Origin of the sequence: Clostridioides sp. ES-S-0190-01 (genome assembly GCF_020658275.1) — a bacterium.
Lineage (GTDB): Bacteria > Bacillota > Clostridia > Peptostreptococcales > Peptostreptococcaceae > Clostridioides.
Genome location: NZ_JACVWA010000021.1, coordinates 89,479 through 109,525, shown reverse-complemented (window position 1 = coordinate 109,525; position 20,047 = coordinate 89,479). Strand labels below are relative to the sequence as shown.

Genomic DNA, 20,047 nt, shown 5'->3' with positions numbered 1-20,047 from the left:
TACTTATATATGGTACTGTTCTACTGGCTCTAGGATTAACCTCTATTATATATAATTCATTCTGGAATTCTATAAATTGTATATTAACCATACCAATTACATTAAGGTCTAAAGCTATTTTTTTAGTGTATTCTACTATCTTTTCTTTTATCTTATCAGATATATTTTGGCTTGGATACATTGTCGTACTATCTCCAGAGTGAACTCCAGCTCTTTCTAAGTGTTCCATTATTCCAGGTATTAATATATCTTCTTTATCACATATGGCATCTACTTCTATTTCTCTACCAGTTAAATACTTGTCTATAAGTACTGGATTCTTATGGTCTCTATCAAATGCATCCTGTAGGTATTGAGATAATTTTTCTTCATTGTAAGTTATTTCCATACCTTGACCACCAAGTACATAAGATGGTCTAACTAATACTGGATAACCTAATTCATTAGCAACTTCAATACCTTCATTAAGTGACCATACACCTTTTCCTTTTGGTCTGTTTATGTCTAGTTTTTCTAATAAATCATCAAATTTTTCTCTATCTTCCGCTGCATCTATATCATCAAAATCAGTTCCCAATATAGGTATATTTTTCTCATGTAAGAACTTAGCTAGTTTTATAGCTGTTTGTCCTCCAAATTGTAGTATTACACCTTCTGGTTTTTCTTTTTCAATTATACTTAAAACTTCTTCTTCTGTTAATGGTTCAAAATATAGTTTATCTGATGTATCAAAATCTGTACTTACTGTTTCAGGGTTATTGTTTATGATTATAGTTTCTATATCCATCTTTCTCAAAGATTTTACACAGTGAACTGAACAATAGTCAAATTCTATACCTTGACCTATTCTTATTGGTCCAGAGCCTAACACTATTACTTTTTTCTTATCACTTACAACTACTTCATCATATTGCTCATAAGTTGAGTAATAATATGGAGATATCGCATCTATTTCTCCTGCACATGTATCAACAATTTTGTATGCTGGTTTTATGTTATATAGACTTCTTAATTCGTATAATTTTTCTGGGCTTATCTTCATTAAGTCAGATATACCTTTATCAGAGAATCCTTTTTTCTTTAACTCAAGAAGATAATCTTTAGTTAAGTCTTCAATCTTCATAACTTTTAATTTTTCTTCTTGCTCAACTATCCATTTAAATTTATTTATAAACCATTTGTCTATTCCTGTGATTTGTTCTATCATTTCTACTTTATAGCCTCTTCTTATCATTTCAGCTAAATCAAACAATCTTTCATCATCAGGTACTACAACTCTTTTCTTCAACGCTTCAATACTTCTCTCTTCTGATGGAGCATGAACTAATGAATATTTTCCTGTTTCTAGTGATCTTATTCCCTTAAGAATAGCAGCTTCAAAGTTACTTCCTATACTCATTATTTCACCAGTTGCCATCATCTTAGTTCCTAATTTTCTATTTGCCTTTTTAAATTTATCAAATGGCCATTTTGGTATCTTAGCAACTACATAGTCTATAGTTGGCTCAAAACAAGCATAAGTTTTTTTAGTTACTGCATTTTCTATTTCATCCAAAGTATATCCTAAAGCTATTTTTGATGAAACTTTTGCTATTGGATATCCTGTAGCTTTTGATGCTAATGCTGATGATCTACTAACTCTTGGATTTATCTCTATAACTGCATATTCAAAACTATGTGGGTTTAATGCAAACTGAACATTGCATCCACCTTGAACTTCTACTGCATTTAATATATCTAAAGATGCTTTTTTAAGCATCGCACATTCTTTATTGCTTAGAGTTTGTGTTGGAGCAACAACTATACTATCTCCTGTATGAACTCCAACTGGGTCTATATTTTCCATGTTACATACAACTATACAGTTTCCTTTTGAATCTCTTATTACTTCATATTCTATTTCTTTCCAACCTTTTATACTTTTTTCAATTAATACTTGTCCAACTGGGCTTAATTGCAATCCATGTGAAAGTATCTCTCTTAATTCTTCCTCAGTATCAGCGATACCTCCACCAGTTCCACCTAATGTATATGCTGGTCTTACAACTACTGGATACCCTATTGTAAGTGCATAATCAAGACCTGCTTGTAAATCTGTAACTATATCACTAACTATTACAGGTTGATTTATTTCTTTCATTACATCTCTAAATATATCTCTGTCTTCACCTTTTTTAATAGATTCTACTGAAGTACCTATTATTTTTACTCCATATTTATCTAGTATGCCTTTTTCATAAAGCTCAACTGCTAAGTTTAATCCTGTTTGTCCACCCATACCTGCAAGTAAGCTATCTGGTCTTTCTTTTTCTATTATTTTTTCTATAAATTCTATTGTTAATGGTTCTATATATATTTTATCTGCCACTTCTTTATCAGTCATTATTGTAGCTGGATTACTATTTATTAATACAACTTCAATTCCTTCTTCTTTTAAAGATTGACATGCTTGAGTTCCTGAATAGTCAAATTCTGCCGCTTGACCTATTATTATTGGACCTGACCCTAATACTAAAGTTTTCTTTATACTATCTAATTTAGGCATAAATTTTTCTCCTTATCTAAATGGTTTTTACTATCTGTAAATAATACTAAATCTATATTAATGCTAAGAATTTATTAAATATACAATCTAAATCTTCTTTTGTTGTGTATTCTGGAATGTACTGAACACTATATATTGGTAATTCCTTATGTCTCATTCCTTCTATAGTATTGTCATTTAAATTTACATGAGTTATCTCTGTATCTTCTGGCATTTCTGAAACATTGTATCCGTGATTTTGAGAAGTTATAAATACTTTTCCTGTTTCTAAACATTTAACTGGATGATTTCCTCCTCTATGTCCAAATGCAAGTTTTGAAGTTTTTCCACCTAATGCTAATGCCAAAGTTTGATGTCCTAAACCGATTCCTGCTAGTGGTTTTTTGCCTACTAATTTCTTTATATTTTCAACTATATCATTTATATCTTCTGGATTACCTGGCCCATTAGATAATAATATCAAGTCAGGGTTTATATTTAAAATTTCTTCTGAAGTAGTCATTGCTGGTACTACCATTATGTCACAGTTACAAGCTTTCAGTGAGTCTAATATACTATTTTTAACACCAAAGTCTACAACTACGACTTTAACACCAGTCCCTTTAATATTTTCAATTTCTTTTCTTGTAACACTTTTAACAGAATCTTTATTACAACACTCTGTTAATTTAGACTGAATTTCTTGTAATGATACATTTTCTAAAGTTATAATACCTTTTTTTGTTCCATTATTTCTAATAATCTTAGTCAATGCTCTTGTATCTATTCCTTCAAGTCCAATTACTTTGTTTTGCTTTAGATATGTGTCTATATCCATTTCACATCTAAAATTATTTGGGTTGTCACTTTTTTCTCTTACTATAAGTCCTTTTACTTGTACTTTATTTGATTCAACATCTTCTAAATTTATTCCATAGTTCCCTATAAGTGGATATGTCATTGTCACTATTTGTCCATAATAAGTTGCATCTGTCAGTAGTTCACCATATCCTGCCATTGAAGTATTAAACACAACTTCACCAACAGCTTCCTTTAAATATCCAAATGCTTTTCCTTCAAATACTGTTCCATCTTCTAAAATTAATTTCCCCTTCATATAAGCTACCTCCCAAATGTTTTATCTAAGCATTTTCTATTTCTTTTACAATATTAATAGCTGATTCTCTTGGACTTTCTGCTTTTGTTATAGGTCTTCCAACAACTAAATAATGAGCTCCTCTTTTTATTGCATCTGATGGAGTAACAACTCTTTTTTGGTCTCCAACTTCTGCTGACTTAGGTCTTATCCCTGGGCAAACTGTTATAAAATCAGTTCCACATGCCTCTACTATCTTATCTACTTCTTGAGCTGAGCAAACAACTCCATCTATTCCTGATTCTTTTGCTAATTTAGCTCTCTTTATAGCCAATTCTTCTGTTGTCATATTACATCCTATATCTTGTAAGTCTTGGTTGCTTAATGAAGTTAAAACTGTTACTCCAACCACCAAAGGTTTTTCTATATTTAATCTCTCTGCTTCTTCTTTAGCAACTAGTGCACATTGTCTCATCCCTTCCATATCTGATACATGAATTGTCATTAACCAAACATTATCTCTTACTGCAGCTCTTACTGCACTTTTCATAGTATTTGGAATATCATGGAATTTAAGGTCTAGAAATATTTTTTTACCTTTTTCTTTTAAATAGTCTATTGTCTTTCCTTTTGTAGCCACATATTGTTCTAGTCCTACTTTAAATATATCTACACTATCTTCCAATTTGTCTATTAGTTCTTTAGCTTTATCAAATTCGTCAGTATCAATTGCAACTATTAGCTTCTCTTTACCATTTATCATTTTTATATCTCCTTTTTAATAAAGCCTAAATCCTCATAAAAAAATCCTTACACCAAAAGAGGCACAAGGATTTTATCTATACATAACTTTGATATTAATTAGCTATGAGATATCTTTCCCAGTCTCTCTGGACTAGTTTAAAAGACTTTATTATATTTAAATTTTTTATTTTATACTCATCAAAAACCTCTAGGTGATTTACTAGAGGTTATATATTAACACTATCTATAACCCTTTAGTCTCTCTGGACTAGTTTAAGGAATTTAGTCATAATATTTTTTCTTTATTTATATAACTTTATGTATCTTAAGGATATTTTAAAGTTTCATCTTTTTTATAATTAAACCACTAATTGCTTTTTATGTCAATAAGTCTTTGAATTATTCTTCATCTTTATCAAATAATTTTTTTTCAAAATAAGACTCTGCATTATATATAGCAGCAGCTGGATTATGCCCAGTTACTCTATCTTTGACAATTAGAGTTGTTATAGGAGCTTCCATATATTTCATGGCTAATGTATCATGACCAACACATAATCCAAGAATTATATTAAGGTCAACTTTAGCCTCATTTAAAAATAAAGCTTGCCCTATTGGATTACACATTATTTCATCTTTACATTTTGATATTGTTTGTGATGGCTTCAATCCAACTGTAGTCTTAGGAATCGCTCCATTTTTACATATAACAGAAAACACTTCAAATCCATGATGTTCAAATACCTTTTGTACTGTTTGCATTTCTCTTTTTAAACCAATACAAAATGCTATACCAATTTTTTTATAGTCACATTTTTTAGCAAACTCTATAATCTCTTTTAACCTAGTATATTGACAGTATCCCTCTGTTTCAATTAATCCAGCATTATAAGCTATTTTTCTATTTTCTTCCTCTTCATAAAGTTTTTTTGCTTTTTCTTGTAACTCAACTTCCCTAGTTGGGCATATCTTCATTAGCTTATCCATATCTCCATCTGAACAGCCTCTAAGATTACATTTCCCACACTTATACATGTCTACTATCCCCTCTCAAAATTTTATTCATTTTGTGATTCTTCTTTTTCCAAACTTAAATTTTCATCTTGAGTTTCTTCTTCTTCTGGTTTTACATGTTCAACTACAGTTATAAAATATGATTTTCCTATTTTATTCTTTATAGGAAGTTTTTCATATGAAACATCTATTTTATTTTTTATACATGCTATATCAAAATGTCTTAAACCTACACCTAAGCTAACCTTATTCATATATTCATAATGTTTCTTAGGTTTCTTTTCAAATAGATGAAGACCTCGTTCATCTTTGTGAAAATACCAAGGTTGAGAGTTTTTCACAGATGGAGCTCTTCTTGTAAATTCTAATATTTCTTTCCATTTTCTATTTCTATTTATTTTATTTATAATATCTTTTACTGGTTTTCTATCAGGTCTAGCATATCTTGTCCTAAATAAATCTTCATTTTTTGCCGGATATCCAAAAGCTATTATTATATATGGATTTTCTATTTTGTTTTCATCATCTTCTTCTGTTTTTATTCCAGCTAAATAATCTAAATCGTCTTCTTCATCTTCTCTTGGGTCTTTGTTTCCAATATCTACAAATTCCAAGATATCTTCTCTTTTTAATGTGGACTCCAGCCAACAAGTAGCTACTCCTAATGTTGTAAGACGTAATACTATACCTTCAGTAGCAAAACCTATATTTTGTAAATAGTCTTTTCCCTTATCTGATGTGACTACTATATAATGAGGTGCTTTTACTTTACACTCTTTCCCCATTAAAAAGTGTATTATATGACCTCTATCAACAACATGTGCTTTAATATTTAAATCTTCATTTAAGTATTCTAAATTTTTACAACTTCTTTTTATTTCTTCCATTAATGGCTTTTTTAGTTTTGTACTGGAAAAATTTCTTACAGATTTTCTATAAAAAATGGCTTCATAAAGCTCCATTTATGCCCTCCTAACTGAAATCTTCTGTTCATAATATATAAACTACTATATTTAAACATATATAAGCTTTGCCAGAAAATTTTTTATTTCATTATAAATATCTATCTCATTATTATATTATAAGTTTTTTTCGGTATTCTTGTATAGCCTTTCACTAAAAAAGTATTTTTATTTCTACTTTAATACTATTATCAACAAAAAATAACGTCTTAGTTACAATTATATATCTAAACAATCTATTTTAATTAGAATACATATTTTTTATTTCTCAGTCTATTAAGTATAAATATTTTAAATATGACCCAAAATCTAAGTAATGATATAATATTTATAAGTTATTTAATGTTAAAAATACAGGAGGATAGATATGGATTTCAATAAAAATTTAGAAAAATATGCTGAGTTAGCAATTAAGGTCGGAGTTAACATACAGCCAGGTCAAACTTTACTTATAAAATCACCAATCGAATGTGCTGATTTTGCAAGAAATGCACTGAGGGAAGCATATAAATGTGGAGCTAAAAATGTATATATAGAATGGTCTGATGAAGAAAGTACTCTCATTAAATATTTATATGCTCCAAACGAAGCATTTCATGAGTTTCCAAAATGGACAGCAGATCAATATGTAGATATAGCTAAAGAAGGTGGAGCATTTTTATCAGTATATGCTCAAAACCCTGATTTATTAAAAGATGTTGACCCTGAGAAAGTTGCTAACTTTCAAAAAGCTTCTGGAAAGGCTTTAAAAGAGTGGCGTTCTTATACGCTAACAGATAAATGTAAATGGAGCATAGTTTCTGTACCAACAAAAGATTGGGCAAAAAAAGTATTTCCAAGTTTATCAGAAGATGAAGCAATAGATAAATTATGGGATGCCATATTTAAGTGTTCAAGAGTTGATGGACAAGACCCTATAAAAGCATGGAAAGAACATAATGAAAATCTAAAGTCTAAAATGGATTTTTTAAATGAAAGTAATTTTAAAACTTTAAAGTATAAATCTTCAAAAACTGATTTAACTTTAGATTTACCAAAAGGTCATATTTGGTTAAGTGGAGCATCTAAAGACCCTAACGGAGTAAGTTTTAATCCTAACATTCCAACTGAAGAGATTTTTGGAATGCCACACAAGTTTAAAGTCAATGGAACTGTATACAGTACTAAACCCCTTGTTTATGGAGGAAATATAATTGATAATTTCTCTTTGACTTTCAAAGATGGTAAAATAGTAGATTTCTCTGCTGAAAAGGGACTAGAAACATTAAAGAAACTTATTGAAACAGATGAGGGTTCTCATTATCTAGGAGAGGTTGCTCTTGTTCCATATAACTCTCCAATATCTGATACAAATATTATTTTTTATAATACTTTATATGATGAAAATGCTTCTTGCCACTTTGCAATTGGTTCTGCATATAAGACTTGCTTAGATGGTGGAAATGATTTGAAAGATGAAGAATTAGATGAGTATGGAGTAAATGATAGTCTAACACATGTTGACTTTATGGTTGGTTCTTCAGATATGGATATTGTCGGAGAAACTCATGATGGAAAACATATACAGATTTTTAAAGATGGCAATTGGGCTTTTTAAGTGTTGTTATACTAAAAAGGGCTGACGGAAGTTATACCAGACTTCCCAGCCCTTTTTAATGTTGATGATAAATATTTTTTTATATTAATTAATCTCATTATTATAGATTAATTCCTATTATTTTGGACATAAGTTTCTAAAACTTATATTTATATTATATATAAAATATCCTATTTAGTAAAACCTTTATTTCGATTTACATGCTAAAAATTTAGCTTTGCTATCTCAACAGCAGATTTTGCATCCTTTGAATAATAGTCAGCTCCCATTTCCTCAGCATATTCTTCTGTCAAAACAGCACCACCTACAAATACTTTTGCATTTATTTCATTATCTCTTAATGCTTGAATTGTATCTTTCATACTTTGAACAGTTGTAGTCATAAGTGCACTTAACCCTACTAACTTTATATCTCTTTTTTTAGCAACCTCTACTACTTCCTCAATTGGAACATCTTTTCCTAAGTCTATAACTTCATATCCATAATTCTCTAGCATTATTTTTACTATATTTTTTCCAATATCATGAATATCTCCTTTTACTGTAGCAACTATTATTTTTCCTTTAGATACATTATCACTACTTCTACTTATTAAGGTTTCTTTTATTGTATTTAGTGCAGTTTTCACTGTTTCTGCTGATTGAATAAGTTGTGGTAAAAAGATGTCTCCACTATCATATTTCTTTCCTACTCTATCAAGAGCTGGAATTAAAATTTTATCTAATATATAATTTTCATCCTTCTCTTTTAAAAGATTCAACGTTTCATTTTTGGCTTCTTCTTTTAATCCCCTTTCAACTAAAACATCTAGTGATAAGTCTTTATTAGCTTTAATAGTGGAATCAGACTGTTTTGAATTATTCATATTACTATATTGATTTATATAATCTACGCAGCCTTTATCTGTATTATTTAAGATTCTAAAAGAATTAATAGCCTCCATCATACTATATTCGTTTGGATTTATAATTGCTAAGTCAAGCCCTGCTCCTAAAGCTAACGTTAAAAAAGAAGCATTAAGTGCTTTTCTATTTGGAAGTCCAAATGAAATATTTGAAACACCTAGTATAGTTTTTACCCCTAATGTCTTAACCATTGTTATGGCTCTTATAGTTTCTATTGCTTCCTCTTGTTGTGCTGAAACAGTTAGTGATAAACAATCTATAAATATATCTTTTGGTTTTATTCCATAAGAAACTGCTCTATCAACTATTTTTTTTGCTATTTCAAATCTTTCCTCAGCTCTTTTAGGTATACCTTTTTCATCTAATGCAAGACCAACCACACATGCACCATACTTTTTAACTATTGGTAATATGCTTTCTAAGGACTCTTCTTTGCCGTTTACAGAGTTTACAATTGTTCTACCATTATAATATCTAAGACCTTGTTCTAAAGCCTCTACATTGGAAGAATCGACTTGTAATGGTGTATCTACTACTGCTTGAATCTCTTTTATCAACTTTGGCATTAATTTCTTTTCATTTATTTCTGGCAAACCAACATTCACGCCTAATATTTGTGCACCAGCACTTACTTGTTCCAACCCCAAATTTATTGCATAATCTAAATTTTCATTTTTTAAAGCTTCTTGTAAAGATTTTCTACCAGTTGGATTTAATCTTTCTCCGACAACTGTAGGTGATTCTACTTCCACAAATTTTGAGGGCGAACAAACTACACATTTATCAATCTTTTCGGTACTTCCCTTTTTAACAGAACTTATATTTTCAGATATTTCTTTTATAAAGCTTGGATTTGTGCCACAACACCCGCCTATTATAGTTGCTCCAGCTTCAACAAATTTTTTGACTCCCTCAAAAAATTCCTTTGCATCAACATCATAGATAGCTTCTCCATCAACTATATTTGGTAAACCTGCATTTGCTTGAACCATTACAGGTATTGAAGCTCTTGACACAATTTTTTTGACTATTGGCAAAAGCTGTTTAGGACCTAATGAACAGTTTACTCCTATTGCATCAACTCCCAGACCTTCTATTGTGGCAACCATACTTTCTGGCATACATCCAGTAAAACTTCTCCCACTCTCATCAAATGTCATAGTACAGAAAACAGGTAAGTCAGAATTCTCTTTAGCCGCTAAAACGGCTGCTTTAGCTTCATATAAATCCATCATAGTCTCTATTACTATTACATCAGCTCCAGATTTAACTCCCTGTAATACTTGTCTTTTAAATATCTCATATGCTCTGTCAAAGCTTAAAGTTCCCATAGGCTCTAACATTTCTCCTATAGGACCAATATCTAGTGCTACATATCTAGGTTTAGTGTTATCTACATTTTCTATAGCTTTTCTAGCTACTAAAATAGCATTGTCAATAACTTTTTCTACTGTATATTCACTATCTAATTTTAATTCATTACACCCAAAAGTATTTGTAAGAATTACATTTGAGCCTGCTTCTAAATATGATGTATGTATCTCTATAAGTTTTTCTGGATTTTGAAGACCAAATACTTCTGGATTTTCACCTATTTTTAACCCCTTTTGTTGAAGCATTGTTCCCATTGCACCATCAAATATTAATATATTATCCTTTAGATATTGTCTTATTTCCACAAGAATTCGCTCCTTTTCTATATGTACAATTTCTGTAGTTTTTACAATTTTCACACGATTTTTCTTTCTTTGATTTATCTATTTTCAAATTAGAAATGCCTATAATAGCTACTACTGATTTTCTTGGTATCATAATCCCATTTGATGTAATTGTGAGTCCTATTTGTTTTTGAGCATTTAAAACATTTAATATATCTATATTTTTCTCTATTGGTAAGTCCCCATATCCTGGGCTATATCGCATAGTTATAAATTTGTTTTGTTTTAAAAAAACCTTTTCTATATCATTTTGAACAATATCGCATACTTCTTCTATTGCTGTTGTTCCACATGAATCAATTATTAGTCCTCTTGTTAAGTCTGAGTAAGAGTATCTTTTTATTTCCTTTTCTACCTCTATTCCCAAAGTAGCTGCCATAATTACACATTCATCACAGTCTTTTAGAAGTTCATATATATCCTTACTTTTTAAGGTTAAATTTGTTCCCTCTAGTTCTACAATCTTATCTTTATTTATTTTGATAGGATAAATCCTAGATATATATCTAGGATTTATCTTGTTTTTGGCTATTTCTATACATTCATCAATAGTTTCTTTAAGTTCTTTATCTATTTCTTGTCCTTTATATTGTAAATACCTTAGAACCTCACTTTGATTTATGCTTATACGTTCTCTTTCAATTACATTATTCTCCATATATATTAAGAGAAAATCCTTTATCTAAAACATCTTTTGCATATTCTTTTGCTCCAAATAAAGATAAGTCTCTATAATTTCCACATTCTAAAGCTGTAGCAGCTGGCATTTTATCAGATTCAATTACTTTCTTTAATGCCTTTTCTAAGCCATCTTTAACTGTTTTAGCATCTATATCTCCCCATAATATTAAATAAAATCCTGTTCTGCACCCCATTGGAGATAAATCTATCACTCCATCTAATGTCTCTCTTAAATAAGTTGCTAATAAATGTTCTAAACCATGCATAGCAGCAGTTCCAAAGCTTTCTACATTTGGTTGTAAAAATCTCAAGTCAAATTTAGTTATTTTATCTCCTTTAACTCCATCAAGTACACTACACTTTCTCACAAAAGGAGCTTTAACTTTTGTATGATCTAATTTAAAACTTTCTACTTTTTCCATTTTTGAATCCTCCATCATCACTTAAAAATTTATTACTTTAAATCTATAAAAAAACTCCCCCTATCCACTATTGATAAGAAGAGTATATTATTTCCAATCATCTCATCGTTGTTAGCAGGACCACCTAATAAAAGGTTGGTATAGGATCGCTGAGCTAACTCTCTCCCCTAATTCTTGATAAGTATCTTATTAAACTGACTTAAATTATATATTACTTTTTTATTTTTGTAAACACTTTATGCTATAAATATTTGTGTATCTAAATCATACTTTTATCTTATTACACAGTTTCTTGTATTATTGGTAGTTGTACCTCAAATACAGTTTGATGTATATTACTTGAAACAGTAATTTCCCCACCATGTAAATTCACAATATTTTTTGTAATTGCAAGACCTAATCCAGAACCTCCATCATTGCTATTTCTTGATTTTTCAACTCTATAGAATCTATCAAATATATTTGGTAAATCTAATACTGGAATGGGTTCTCCATAATTTATAACTTTTGCAATAGCCATATTTCCTTTTTTTGCTGTTACTATATCCACATAAATTCCTTCTTTTCCATATTTCATAGCATTGGTTATAAGATTTTCAAAAGCTCTCACCAATTTATTTGGGTCAGCATTTATAATTAATTTTTCTTCATTGAAATTAACTCTACTAACCATAAATTCTTTTTTAAAATAAAATCCAAGTTGAGATACTATTTGGCTTAATAGCTCTACCAAGTTTATGTCTATTTTTTTTAATCTTATTGTATTATTTTGCATTTTTGTAAGTTCAAATAAATCATTTATAAGTATATTTAAACTTTTTGATTTCTCATATGCAATATTAACATAATACATCAACTGAACTTCATCTTTATACTTACCATCTTCTATCAATCCTAAATAACCCATTATTGAGGTTAAAGGAGTTCTTAGGTCATGTGAAACATTTGTTATTAAATCTGTCTTAGTTTGTTGAGCCTGTCTTTCTTCAACAGTTATATTTCTAAGTTGATAAACTATACTATTGATTTTATTTGCAAGTTCATCAATCTCATCAATTTTTTTATCACTTAATCCATTTGACTCATACTCAATATCTATACTTTTTTCTAAATCGCCTTCCTCCATTGAGTTTACAGCATCCATGATAATTTCTAGTTTTTTATTTTTGTTATCAGTATCTTTTAGAAAATTTACAAGTTTTTTATTTCTCTTGTATGACATTAATGAATAAATTGATAATGATGCTGTCAGAAATAAAACTGAATATAATGTGCTGTCTCCTATAACAGATCTAATATTTCTTAAACTAAGCATAAAGTAATTAATTGTAGATAAAGTAGTTCTTATATATAATATCTTTATTATATATGCACTTGTTAACATAATAATTAGGGTTATAATACAGCTTATTATAAAGTCTACTATAGGACGAAACATATAATTTAATACACTCTTATTTTTCAATTTTATATCCTACCCCCCATACAGTATGAATTATTTTTTCTCCATCTGTATACTTTTCAATTTTATCTCTTATCCTACTCATATGAACCATTACAGTATTGTTAGATTGGTAGTATTGTTCTTTCCATACTTTTTCAAATATCTCTTCTGTACTATATACTCTACCTTTATTATTTGCTAGTAAATACAAGATATCAAATTCTCTCGATGTCAAAAATATATCCTTTCCAGCTACTGTTACACTATGCTTTTCCTTATCTATTAATACCACTCCAACTTCTATGACATCTTTATTTTCTTTGTTAGTACCACTAAAATAATACGCTCTTCTAAGTAATGCTTTTACTCTCACAGTAAGTTCAAGTGGATTAAATGGCTTTGTTAGATAGTCATCCGCACCTGTCATTATTCCTTGTATCTTATCCATATCCTCTGATTTGGCACTCAACATAAGTATTGGTATATTTAAACTTACTCTAACTCTTCTACAAACTTCTATCCCATCCATCTTTGGCATCATTATATCCAATACCATCAGATGAATATTTTCTTTTTCTAAAATATCTAAAGCTTCTTGTCCATCTTTAGCCTTAATTACATTATATCCATCATTTAAAAGGTATATCTCTACAAGGTCTCTTATTTCCTTTTCATCATCCACAACAAGAATTGTATCTTTCACTTTTTCACATCCTAACTTACTTTAATATAGTTTTTACTCATCTAAAATTATACTATACTTAAAGTAGTCTAGTATCAAATTTATTTATATTACATTTAGTAATATCATACAATTTATGTTATGTTGTTTTATTATTTGTTTTGCAAATATTCTTCCAAGGTTAACCCTTTTGAATAAATTTCCTCAGCAACATCCTTACCCACATATCTAATATGCCATGGCTCATATGCTGTACCTGTTATATCTTCTTTACCTTTAGGATATCTTATTATAAATCCAAATTTATGAGCATTTTCTGCCAACCATATAGCTTCTTTTGTACTTCCAACAAACCATCTCTCTGGATTTGTCAAGTCAATACACAGTCCAGATTGATGTTCACTATGTCCAGGTTTTGCTACATATGCATCAGCTTTTTCCTGACCTTGAGAATTTACTCTTCTTGTATAAGTATCTTGTTGAGTCTCATAAGACCTATATGCTGAAGACCCTAAAAACTGTATTCCTTCTTCATTAGCTTGTCTAACTAAGTCTTCTACTGCTTTTGCAGGTTCTCCTGCCATTTGTTTTTCCTCTTCAGTAGCTTCTGGAACAAATTCTATATTTACCTTAGTAATGTCTTTCGGCATATAATCTTTACTAAGTTCATTTGTCTTGTTTACCAATAATATATTATCTGCTATACTATTTGAGTGATTTTTTTTCTGAGAATCTGTTTTAACATCTTGAGATGAAGCAAATTGAGCAGCTCCAGTTGGTTCTTCATCTTTCAGAATTTTATCTTTAACTATAAACATACTTATAAATACTACTACTATAATGCCTAACATCAATTTTAATTTTTTCATGGTTGAATCGTCTCCTTCGTTATGTTTATTAACGTTAATTTTAGAGTATAAGTTTTAAGTATTTTATAAGTAAACCTTAAGTTATTCTTAAGTTTATATTTTCAAATAAAGGATGGTGCTAAAAATGTCTATGCAAAAACTTCTTAGTAAAGCCCGTAAGGCTATACAAGACTTTGATATGATACAAGAAAATGATAAAATTGCAGTTGGTCTTTCTGGTGGAAAAGATAGTTTGACATTACTTCATATACTTAAAAATTATCAAAGATTTTCTCCACAAAAGTTTGAATTAATAGCTGTAACACTAAATACTAGTGGAATTGATAACTCACCATTAAACAAATTGTGTGAGGAAATAAATGTACCTTTTTATGAATTTCAAACTAATATAAAAGAAATTGTATTTGATATAAGAAAAGAAAAAAATCCTTGTGCACTATGTGCTAATTTAAGAAGAGGTGCTTTAAATGACAACGCAAAGAAACTTGGGTGCAACAAAGTAGCTCTTGGACACCATAAGGATGATGCTATTGAGACATTTTTAATGTCTATGTTTTATGAAGGAAGAGTTAATTGTTTTTCGCCAAAAACATACTTAGATAGACAAGATTTAACTGTTATAAGACCAATGATTTACATAGAAGAATATATGACTAAGAAGATTTCAAAGGAGTGTAACTATCCTATCATAGCAAACCCATGTCCTGCAAATGGCCATACTAGGAGAGAATACATAAAAAACCTTATTGCGAATTTAAATAAAGAAATGCCAGATTTTAAAAGAAATGTATTTGGAGCTTTAAATAATTCAGAAAAACTTTTTATATGGGATAAGGAAAATATAAAAAATATTTATTTAAAGTAATTTAAATATAACATTAAATCATTTTCATACATTGTATAAAAATTAATATCTTTATATAAAGAAACACAAGATTGTATTAATTATAAATACTCTCTATTTATAATCAATACAATCTTGCTATATTATAATCTTTTATATTTTTATTATTTTTTATATCTATATTTTAATAGTTATTAATATTATTATCAATTCTAATAAATGTATTAACTATAACTTAAACTTTTTATATTCTTAACTCAATTTATTCTTAAAATTTCTATCCCTCTATATTTCATAAAAACAATATTTTATACTAGATTAGAATATTAAATTCGACTATCTCTGGTACATTAAAAAATCTAAATGGCAACTTTGTACTTCCAAGACCAGAACTCACATATAGATGATTTCCCTTTATATCATAAAATCCTTTAGTGTATTTCCTTCCATATGGAGGAGTAACTAAAGCACCCTTGAAAGGCAACCTTATTTGACCACCATGACTATGTCCAGATAAAACTAAATTCATTGTATCTTTACTGAGCATATCTACCAAATCTGGTTCATGTGCTAATAATAAATTAAAACTATTATAATCAGTTTTGCTTTCCAAATCTCGTATATTTGGATTACCATTTAATATCTCATCAGCTCCAAGTATATTAATATACTTATTGTCTTCAAGTCTTATTTTCTTATTTTCATTAACTAAAAGATGAAAGTTAGAGTTTTTCATAATTTGTCTATAATACCTAGGAAGTTTATACATATAATCATGATTACCAAATACTGAAAACTTTCCTAACCTTGCATTCATACTAGATAAAATCTTTGTAATTTCATCTATATCTGGATTTTTATTAGAATAATCAATTAAATCTCCAGTAAATACTAATATATCTGGATTTAAGGCATTCACCTTATTAGCTACTTTTTTAAGTTTATTAGTCGAATAAAAACTGCCTATTTGAGTATCTGAAATCTGAACTACTTTTATAATCTCATTCTCATTTTTTACTATATCTTCTTTAATCATGTTTCCATCTTCATTTATATTATATTTTTTCACAATTAATAGACTCGGTTCTATTGCAACTGAGTATATAAAAATTAAAACAAATATCAATATAAAAAATTTTAAAAAACGCTTTATCTTTAATTTCAAAGTATCTACCTACTTATTTATTATCTTAAACTATTTGCATTACAGACTCAACTTTATCCATTTTTCTATCATGTAATTTTGGTTTATTGGCTAAGAACCATTTATATGTTGTTGTAAGGCCTTCTTTTAATAAAACATTTGGTATATAAAGACCATGTTCAATAAGCTTATTTATATCTAGATTAAAGTCTATATTTCTAAACGGGAAGTAAGTTCTCTCTCTAAACTCAACTTTTTCCATGTCTACATATTTTATAATAGGTTCCTTCCCAATAACTTCTCCACATGTATATATAAGTTCATCCCAAGATATTAACTGTGGATTTGTTACATTATACGCTTCTCTCACATGAGAATTTTTCATTACACTTTCTAACACTTTTACTAAATCCCCAATATATATAAATTGATTGCTTACTTGTTTTCCTTTAGGTACTGGTATTTTTTCGTTTTTTTCTATTTTTTCAAAGAAATAGTATTCTCTATACAAATTATTATTTTCACCATATATATAAGTTGGCCTAATAATTATATATGGTATAGAACTATTTATAACAAAATCTTCTGTTTCTTTTTTGTTAAGTCCATATTTACCCCAGTTTTCATTTTCACCTTTTTCATTATCTTCTTTTACATTTCTTCCACTATCTTTGTATACGGCTCCTGCTGACAATACTATGTATTTTTTTAAGCTATCTAAGTTCACAAAATCAATAAGATTACCAACATCCTCTTTTGTATATGCTGTCATATCATATATGTAATCGTACTGTCTTCCATTGATAATGTTTTCCATATCTTTGCGTACTTTTCTATCGCAAATTAAGTGCTCTCTAAATCCTTTATAATCTATTTCCTTTTTACCATTCGTAAGTATATCTATTTGATACCCACATTTAATTAAACGCTTAGCAAGTGCAGAACCTATGAAGTCGCTTCCACCCATGATTAAAATAGATTTCATTTCAAGTGCATCCTCCTCTTTTTTAAATGGCTTCCTTAATTATAATATCATATTTTTAAATATGCTACACCATTTTGTATTGTTTTTGTCTATAAAAGATATTTATAGCAAAATATCTTTTATAGATTTAACACTTTCGACAATATAGGTAGGATTGCTCTTACTAATTTCATCAAAAGAACCATATCCATACAATACCCCTATAGAATCTACACCTATTTTATTAGCTCCAATTATATCGTATTTTCTATCACCAATCATAATGACCTTATCTTTATCTGTTACACCACACAAATCTAACACATATTCTATAACTTCATTTTTATTTACTCTTGTACCATCAAGGTTACTACCTGCGATATATTTAAAATAACTATCTATACCAAAATATTTAAGTATGGTTTCTGCAAAAACTGTTGGTTTAGAAGTAGCTAATAATAATGTTTTCCCATTCTCATAAAGTATTTTTAAAGTCTCCTTTATGTCTTTATAGATTTTATTTTCAAATATTCCTCTGTCAGAAAAGTATTCTCTATATTTTTCAACAGCTTCTGTTGCCTTTTCATCTTCAAATTTATAATAGTCTTTGAAAGTAGAATGTAGGGGTGGCCCTATAAATTGTTCTAAGTTATCCAATTCTTCTTCTATACCAAAACTATTTAAAGAATATTGAATAGACTTTGTTATTCCTTCTTTAGGGTCTGTAAGTGTTCCATCTAGGTCAAACAGCACTATTTCATAATTTTTCTTCATATATAAGTCCTCCACTTTTTATAAAAATAATATATTATCTTTTGAGTTTATATATTTTAAAAAGCTATAGTAATAGAATCTTAATCTAATACTATAGCTTAAATAATAATCAAATCTTATATGTTGTCTTGAAACTAAATCTAAACAGTCTTATTTAACTGTTATAGCTGAAACTGGACATCCTTCTTCTGCTTCTTTACATAAATCTTGTAATTCTGCTGGTATTTCTCCTTCAATTGCAACTGAATGTCCTTCATCACTCATACTAAAAACGTCTGGACATGTTCCTATACACGCTCCACAAGCTACACATACATCTTTATCAACAAATGCTTTCATACTAAAATACCTCCCCTAAAATTATAATTATTGTTCCATTACATATTTATCCAATATATACTAATTTAAACATATTTTTCCTTTTTTTTCAATATAACTTAATTTATTACAGTGCCATCATACGAATGTCTATAAACTTCACTACTTTTCATCCATGATTTTATAGTATATTGTAAGTTCAATTTTTTATTTAGCATTAGTTCATTATTATTATAATCTGTTATAATTTCTTCACTATCATCTATTGTAAATATTGTAAAATCACCTTCTCCACCAATTTTTATCCTCCCTTGACTTCCTTGCAAATTAAAAACTTTTGTTGGATATTCAGTTACTTTTTCTATACATTTTTCTAGAGGTATACCAAGTTCCATGATTTTATTTACAACATTTAAAAGAGAATAATGTATATCTTTCATATTTTTTATATGCATATCTGTACTTATTAAATCTGGCTCTAATCCTTGATTTACTGCTTTTTTAAAGACTTCAAAATCAAACTGCTCTAATCCATGGCATACATCAAATAATACACCTTTATCTTTTGCATTTAATACAGATTCTCTCAAACTGCCAGATTCATTAAATATTCCATTTGTGCTATTTCCATATACAGGCGTAACTACATCTCCCTTTCCCAAAATATTCATTACTTCATCTATATATGATGGATACTCCCCTATATATACCACTAATGGTAAATTTAACTTTTCTGCAATTTGCTTTGACTTCTTAATTATATCTATACCATCTGTACTAGATTGAAATTTACTTGCTTTTACTTTTATACCTTTTATCTTTTCCATGTTTTTTTCTACAATAGACTCAATGTTATCAAAATTTATAACATCTAAAGATGTTGATTCATTCAATATATTTAATCCCTCATTAGTTACATTTAAAAATGAATACACTTCAGTCTTACATTCATCCATATATTTTTTCTTAAAATCGTAGTAATTTACAGGACCTGCTGTACCTGCATCAAATATAACTGTTGAACCTTTTTCAATTCCAATTGAATCAGAATCCATACCTGTAGGTAATTTTCTCTTATAACAATGGGTATGAACATCTATAAATCCAGGAGAAATATACATGTTGTTAGCATTTATTATCTCAAACTCTTTGTTTATGAGTATTTTTTCTTTTCTTATCATTTCTTTAAGATTTAATCCAATATCACATATCTTTCCATGTAAAACCAAGATATCTCTTTTCTCAAATTTGATACCATCTTTTGGAGATATTATTGTGCCATTTCTTATAAGTAAGTTTTTCATTTATTCCACATCCTAATTACAGTATAATTTCTCTAATAGT

At 28.7% G+C, this 20,047-nt stretch carries 18 protein-coding genes; 2 read left to right on the top strand and 16 right to left on the bottom strand.

Going from position 1 to position 20,047, the window contains the following annotated elements; translation table 11 throughout:
• From carB to IC214_RS07460, 5 genes are all read right to left on the bottom strand, one after another.
• A partial coding sequence (gene carB / locus IC214_RS07480; RefSeq protein WP_227866434.1) for a carbamoyl-phosphate synthase large subunit occupies positions 1-2,545 on the bottom strand: 2,545 nt, incomplete at its 3' end.
• Between the two features lie 52 nt (positions 2,546-2,597).
• Entirely contained in the window at positions 2,598-3,641 is a 1,044-nt protein-coding gene (carA, locus tag IC214_RS07475; protein ID WP_227845260.1) for a glutamine-hydrolyzing carbamoyl-phosphate synthase small subunit, read from the bottom strand.
• Between the two features lie 25 nt (positions 3,642-3,666).
• A complete protein-coding gene (pyrF, locus tag IC214_RS07470; protein ID WP_227436407.1) occupies positions 3,667-4,383 on the bottom strand; it encodes an orotidine-5'-phosphate decarboxylase in 717 nt (238 codons plus the stop codon).
• A 380-nt stretch (positions 4,384-4,763) separates the two neighbouring features.
• Positions 4,764-5,399: a DUF1847 domain-containing protein gene (locus tag IC214_RS07465; RefSeq protein WP_227436409.1), complete on the bottom strand. Its 636-nt coding sequence runs from the start codon at positions 5,397-5,399 to the stop codon at positions 4,764-4,766.
• 23 nt (positions 5,400-5,422) lie between these two features.
• Positions 5,423-6,340 (bottom strand): nitroreductase family protein, encoded by a 918-nt coding sequence (locus tag IC214_RS07460; protein WP_227863209.1) that lies wholly within the window; start codon positions 6,338-6,340, stop codon positions 5,423-5,425.
• Between the two features lie 367 nt (positions 6,341-6,707).
• Here IC214_RS07460 and IC214_RS07455 point away from each other — a divergent pair, with 367 nt between their 5' ends.
• Entirely contained in the window at positions 6,708-7,937 is a 1,230-nt protein-coding gene (locus tag IC214_RS07455) for an aminopeptidase (RefSeq protein WP_227483285.1), read from the top strand.
• A 203-nt stretch (positions 7,938-8,140) separates the two neighbouring features.
• On the opposite strand, the gene IC214_RS07450 is transcribed toward IC214_RS07455, so the two are convergent.
• The 6 genes from IC214_RS07450 to IC214_RS07425 all read right to left on the bottom strand — a co-directional run bounded on the left by IC214_RS07450 (position 8,141) and on the right by IC214_RS07425 (position 14,659).
• A complete protein-coding gene (locus tag IC214_RS07450) occupies positions 8,141-10,522 on the bottom strand; it encodes a homocysteine S-methyltransferase family protein (protein ID WP_227436415.1) in 2,382 nt (793 codons plus the stop codon).
• Positions 10,494-11,219, bottom strand: coding sequence for a vitamin B12 dependent-methionine synthase activation domain-containing protein (locus tag IC214_RS07445; protein ID WP_227436417.1), 726 nt, complete (start codon positions 11,217-11,219; stop codon positions 10,494-10,496). Before IC214_RS07445 ends, IC214_RS07450 begins: the two co-directional genes overlap by 29 nt.
• Positions 11,209-11,664, bottom strand: coding sequence for an S-ribosylhomocysteine lyase (locus IC214_RS07440; protein WP_227436419.1), 456 nt, complete (start codon positions 11,662-11,664; stop codon positions 11,209-11,211). Before IC214_RS07440 ends, IC214_RS07445 begins: the two co-directional genes overlap by 11 nt.
• Before the next feature lie 280 nt (positions 11,665-11,944).
• Positions 11,945-13,129, bottom strand: coding sequence for an ATP-binding protein (locus IC214_RS07435; RefSeq protein WP_227436421.1), 1,185 nt, complete (start codon positions 13,127-13,129; stop codon positions 11,945-11,947).
• Positions 13,119-13,811, bottom strand: a complete 693-nt coding sequence (locus IC214_RS07430; protein WP_227436423.1) for a response regulator transcription factor — start codon at positions 13,809-13,811, stop codon at positions 13,119-13,121. Before IC214_RS07430 ends, IC214_RS07435 begins: the two co-directional genes overlap by 11 nt.
• A 131-nt stretch (positions 13,812-13,942) precedes the next feature.
• The gene (locus tag IC214_RS07425) at positions 13,943-14,659 is read right to left on the bottom strand and encodes a M15 family metallopeptidase (RefSeq protein WP_227831470.1); all 717 of its coding nucleotides are present in this window, start codon (positions 14,657-14,659) and stop codon (positions 13,943-13,945) included.
• A gap of 124 nt (positions 14,660-14,783) precedes the next feature.
• On the opposite strand from IC214_RS07425, the gene IC214_RS07420 reads away from it, so the two are divergent.
• On the top strand, positions 14,784-15,524 hold the full coding sequence (locus tag IC214_RS07420) for an ATP-binding protein (protein ID WP_227866433.1): 741 nt from the start codon (positions 14,784-14,786) through the stop codon (positions 15,522-15,524).
• 292 nt (positions 15,525-15,816) lie between these two features.
• Here IC214_RS07420 and IC214_RS07415 read toward each other — a convergent pair whose 3' ends face one another.
• The 5 genes from IC214_RS07415 to IC214_RS07395 all read right to left on the bottom strand — a co-directional run bounded on the left by IC214_RS07415 (position 15,817) and on the right by IC214_RS07395 (position 20,007).
• Positions 15,817-16,572 (bottom strand): metallophosphoesterase, encoded by a 756-nt coding sequence (locus IC214_RS07415; protein ID WP_227855744.1) that lies wholly within the window; start codon positions 16,570-16,572, stop codon positions 15,817-15,819.
• 121 nt (positions 16,573-16,693) lie between these two features.
• Positions 16,694-17,632 carry an SDR family oxidoreductase gene (locus tag IC214_RS07410; protein ID WP_227436429.1) on the bottom strand — a complete coding sequence of 313 codons (939 nt, stop codon included), beginning with the start codon at positions 17,630-17,632 and terminating at the stop codon, positions 16,694-16,696.
• A 102-nt stretch (positions 17,633-17,734) separates the two neighbouring features.
• Positions 17,735-18,385 carry an HAD family hydrolase gene (locus IC214_RS07405; RefSeq protein ID WP_227436430.1) on the bottom strand — a complete coding sequence of 217 codons (651 nt, stop codon included), beginning with the start codon at positions 18,383-18,385 and terminating at the stop codon, positions 17,735-17,737.
• 150 nt (positions 18,386-18,535) lie between these two features.
• On the bottom strand, positions 18,536-18,724 hold the full coding sequence (locus IC214_RS07400; protein ID WP_227436432.1) for a ferredoxin: 189 nt from the start codon (positions 18,722-18,724) through the stop codon (positions 18,536-18,538).
• A 98-nt stretch (positions 18,725-18,822) separates the two neighbouring features.
• The gene (locus tag IC214_RS07395; RefSeq protein WP_227436434.1) at positions 18,823-20,007 is read right to left on the bottom strand and encodes an amidohydrolase family protein; all 1,185 of its coding nucleotides are present in this window, start codon (positions 20,005-20,007) and stop codon (positions 18,823-18,825) included.
• Positions 20,008-20,047 lie beyond the last annotated feature (40 nt).

Bases quoted from the DNA above. Each gene is read 5' to 3' on its own strand.
- IC214_RS07400 (WP_227436432.1), bottom strand. From the start codon at position 18,724: ATGAAAGCATTTGTTGATAAAGATGTATGTGTAGCTTGTGGAGCGTGT.
- IC214_RS07460 (WP_227863209.1), bottom strand. From the start codon at position 6,340: ATGGAGCTTTATGAAGCCATTTTTTATAGAAAATCTGTAAGAAATTTT.
- IC214_RS07465 (WP_227436409.1), bottom strand. From the start codon at position 5,399: ATGTATAAGTGTGGGAAATGTAATCTTAGAGGCTGTTCAGATGGAGAT.
- carA (WP_227845260.1), bottom strand. From the start codon at position 3,641: ATGAAGGGGAAATTAATTTTAGAAGATGGAACAGTATTTGAAGGAAAA.
- IC214_RS07455 (WP_227483285.1), top strand. From the start codon at position 6,708: ATGGATTTCAATAAAAATTTAGAAAAATATGCTGAGTTAGCAATTAAG.
- IC214_RS07440 (WP_227436419.1), bottom strand. From the start codon at position 11,664: ATGGAAAAAGTAGAAAGTTTTAAATTAGATCATACAAAAGTTAAAGCT.
- IC214_RS07405 (WP_227436430.1), bottom strand. From the start codon at position 18,385: ATGAAGAAAAATTATGAAATAGTGCTGTTTGACCTAGATGGAACACTT.
- pyrF (WP_227436407.1), bottom strand. From the start codon at position 4,383: ATGATAAATGGTAAAGAGAAGCTAATAGTTGCAATTGATACTGACGAA.
- IC214_RS07445 (WP_227436417.1), bottom strand. From the start codon at position 11,219: ATGGAGAATAATGTAATTGAAAGAGAACGTATAAGCATAAATCAAAGT.
- IC214_RS07425 (WP_227831470.1), bottom strand. From the start codon at position 14,659: ATGAAAAAATTAAAATTGATGTTAGGCATTATAGTAGTAGTATTTATA.
- IC214_RS07395 (WP_227436434.1), bottom strand. From the start codon at position 20,007: ATGAAAAACTTACTTATAAGAAATGGCACAATAATATCTCCAAAAGAT.
- IC214_RS07420 (WP_227866433.1), top strand. From the start codon at position 14,784: ATGTCTATGCAAAAACTTCTTAGTAAAGCCCGTAAGGCTATACAAGAC.
- IC214_RS07410 (WP_227436429.1), bottom strand. From the start codon at position 17,632: ATGAAATCTATTTTAATCATGGGTGGAAGCGACTTCATAGGTTCTGCA.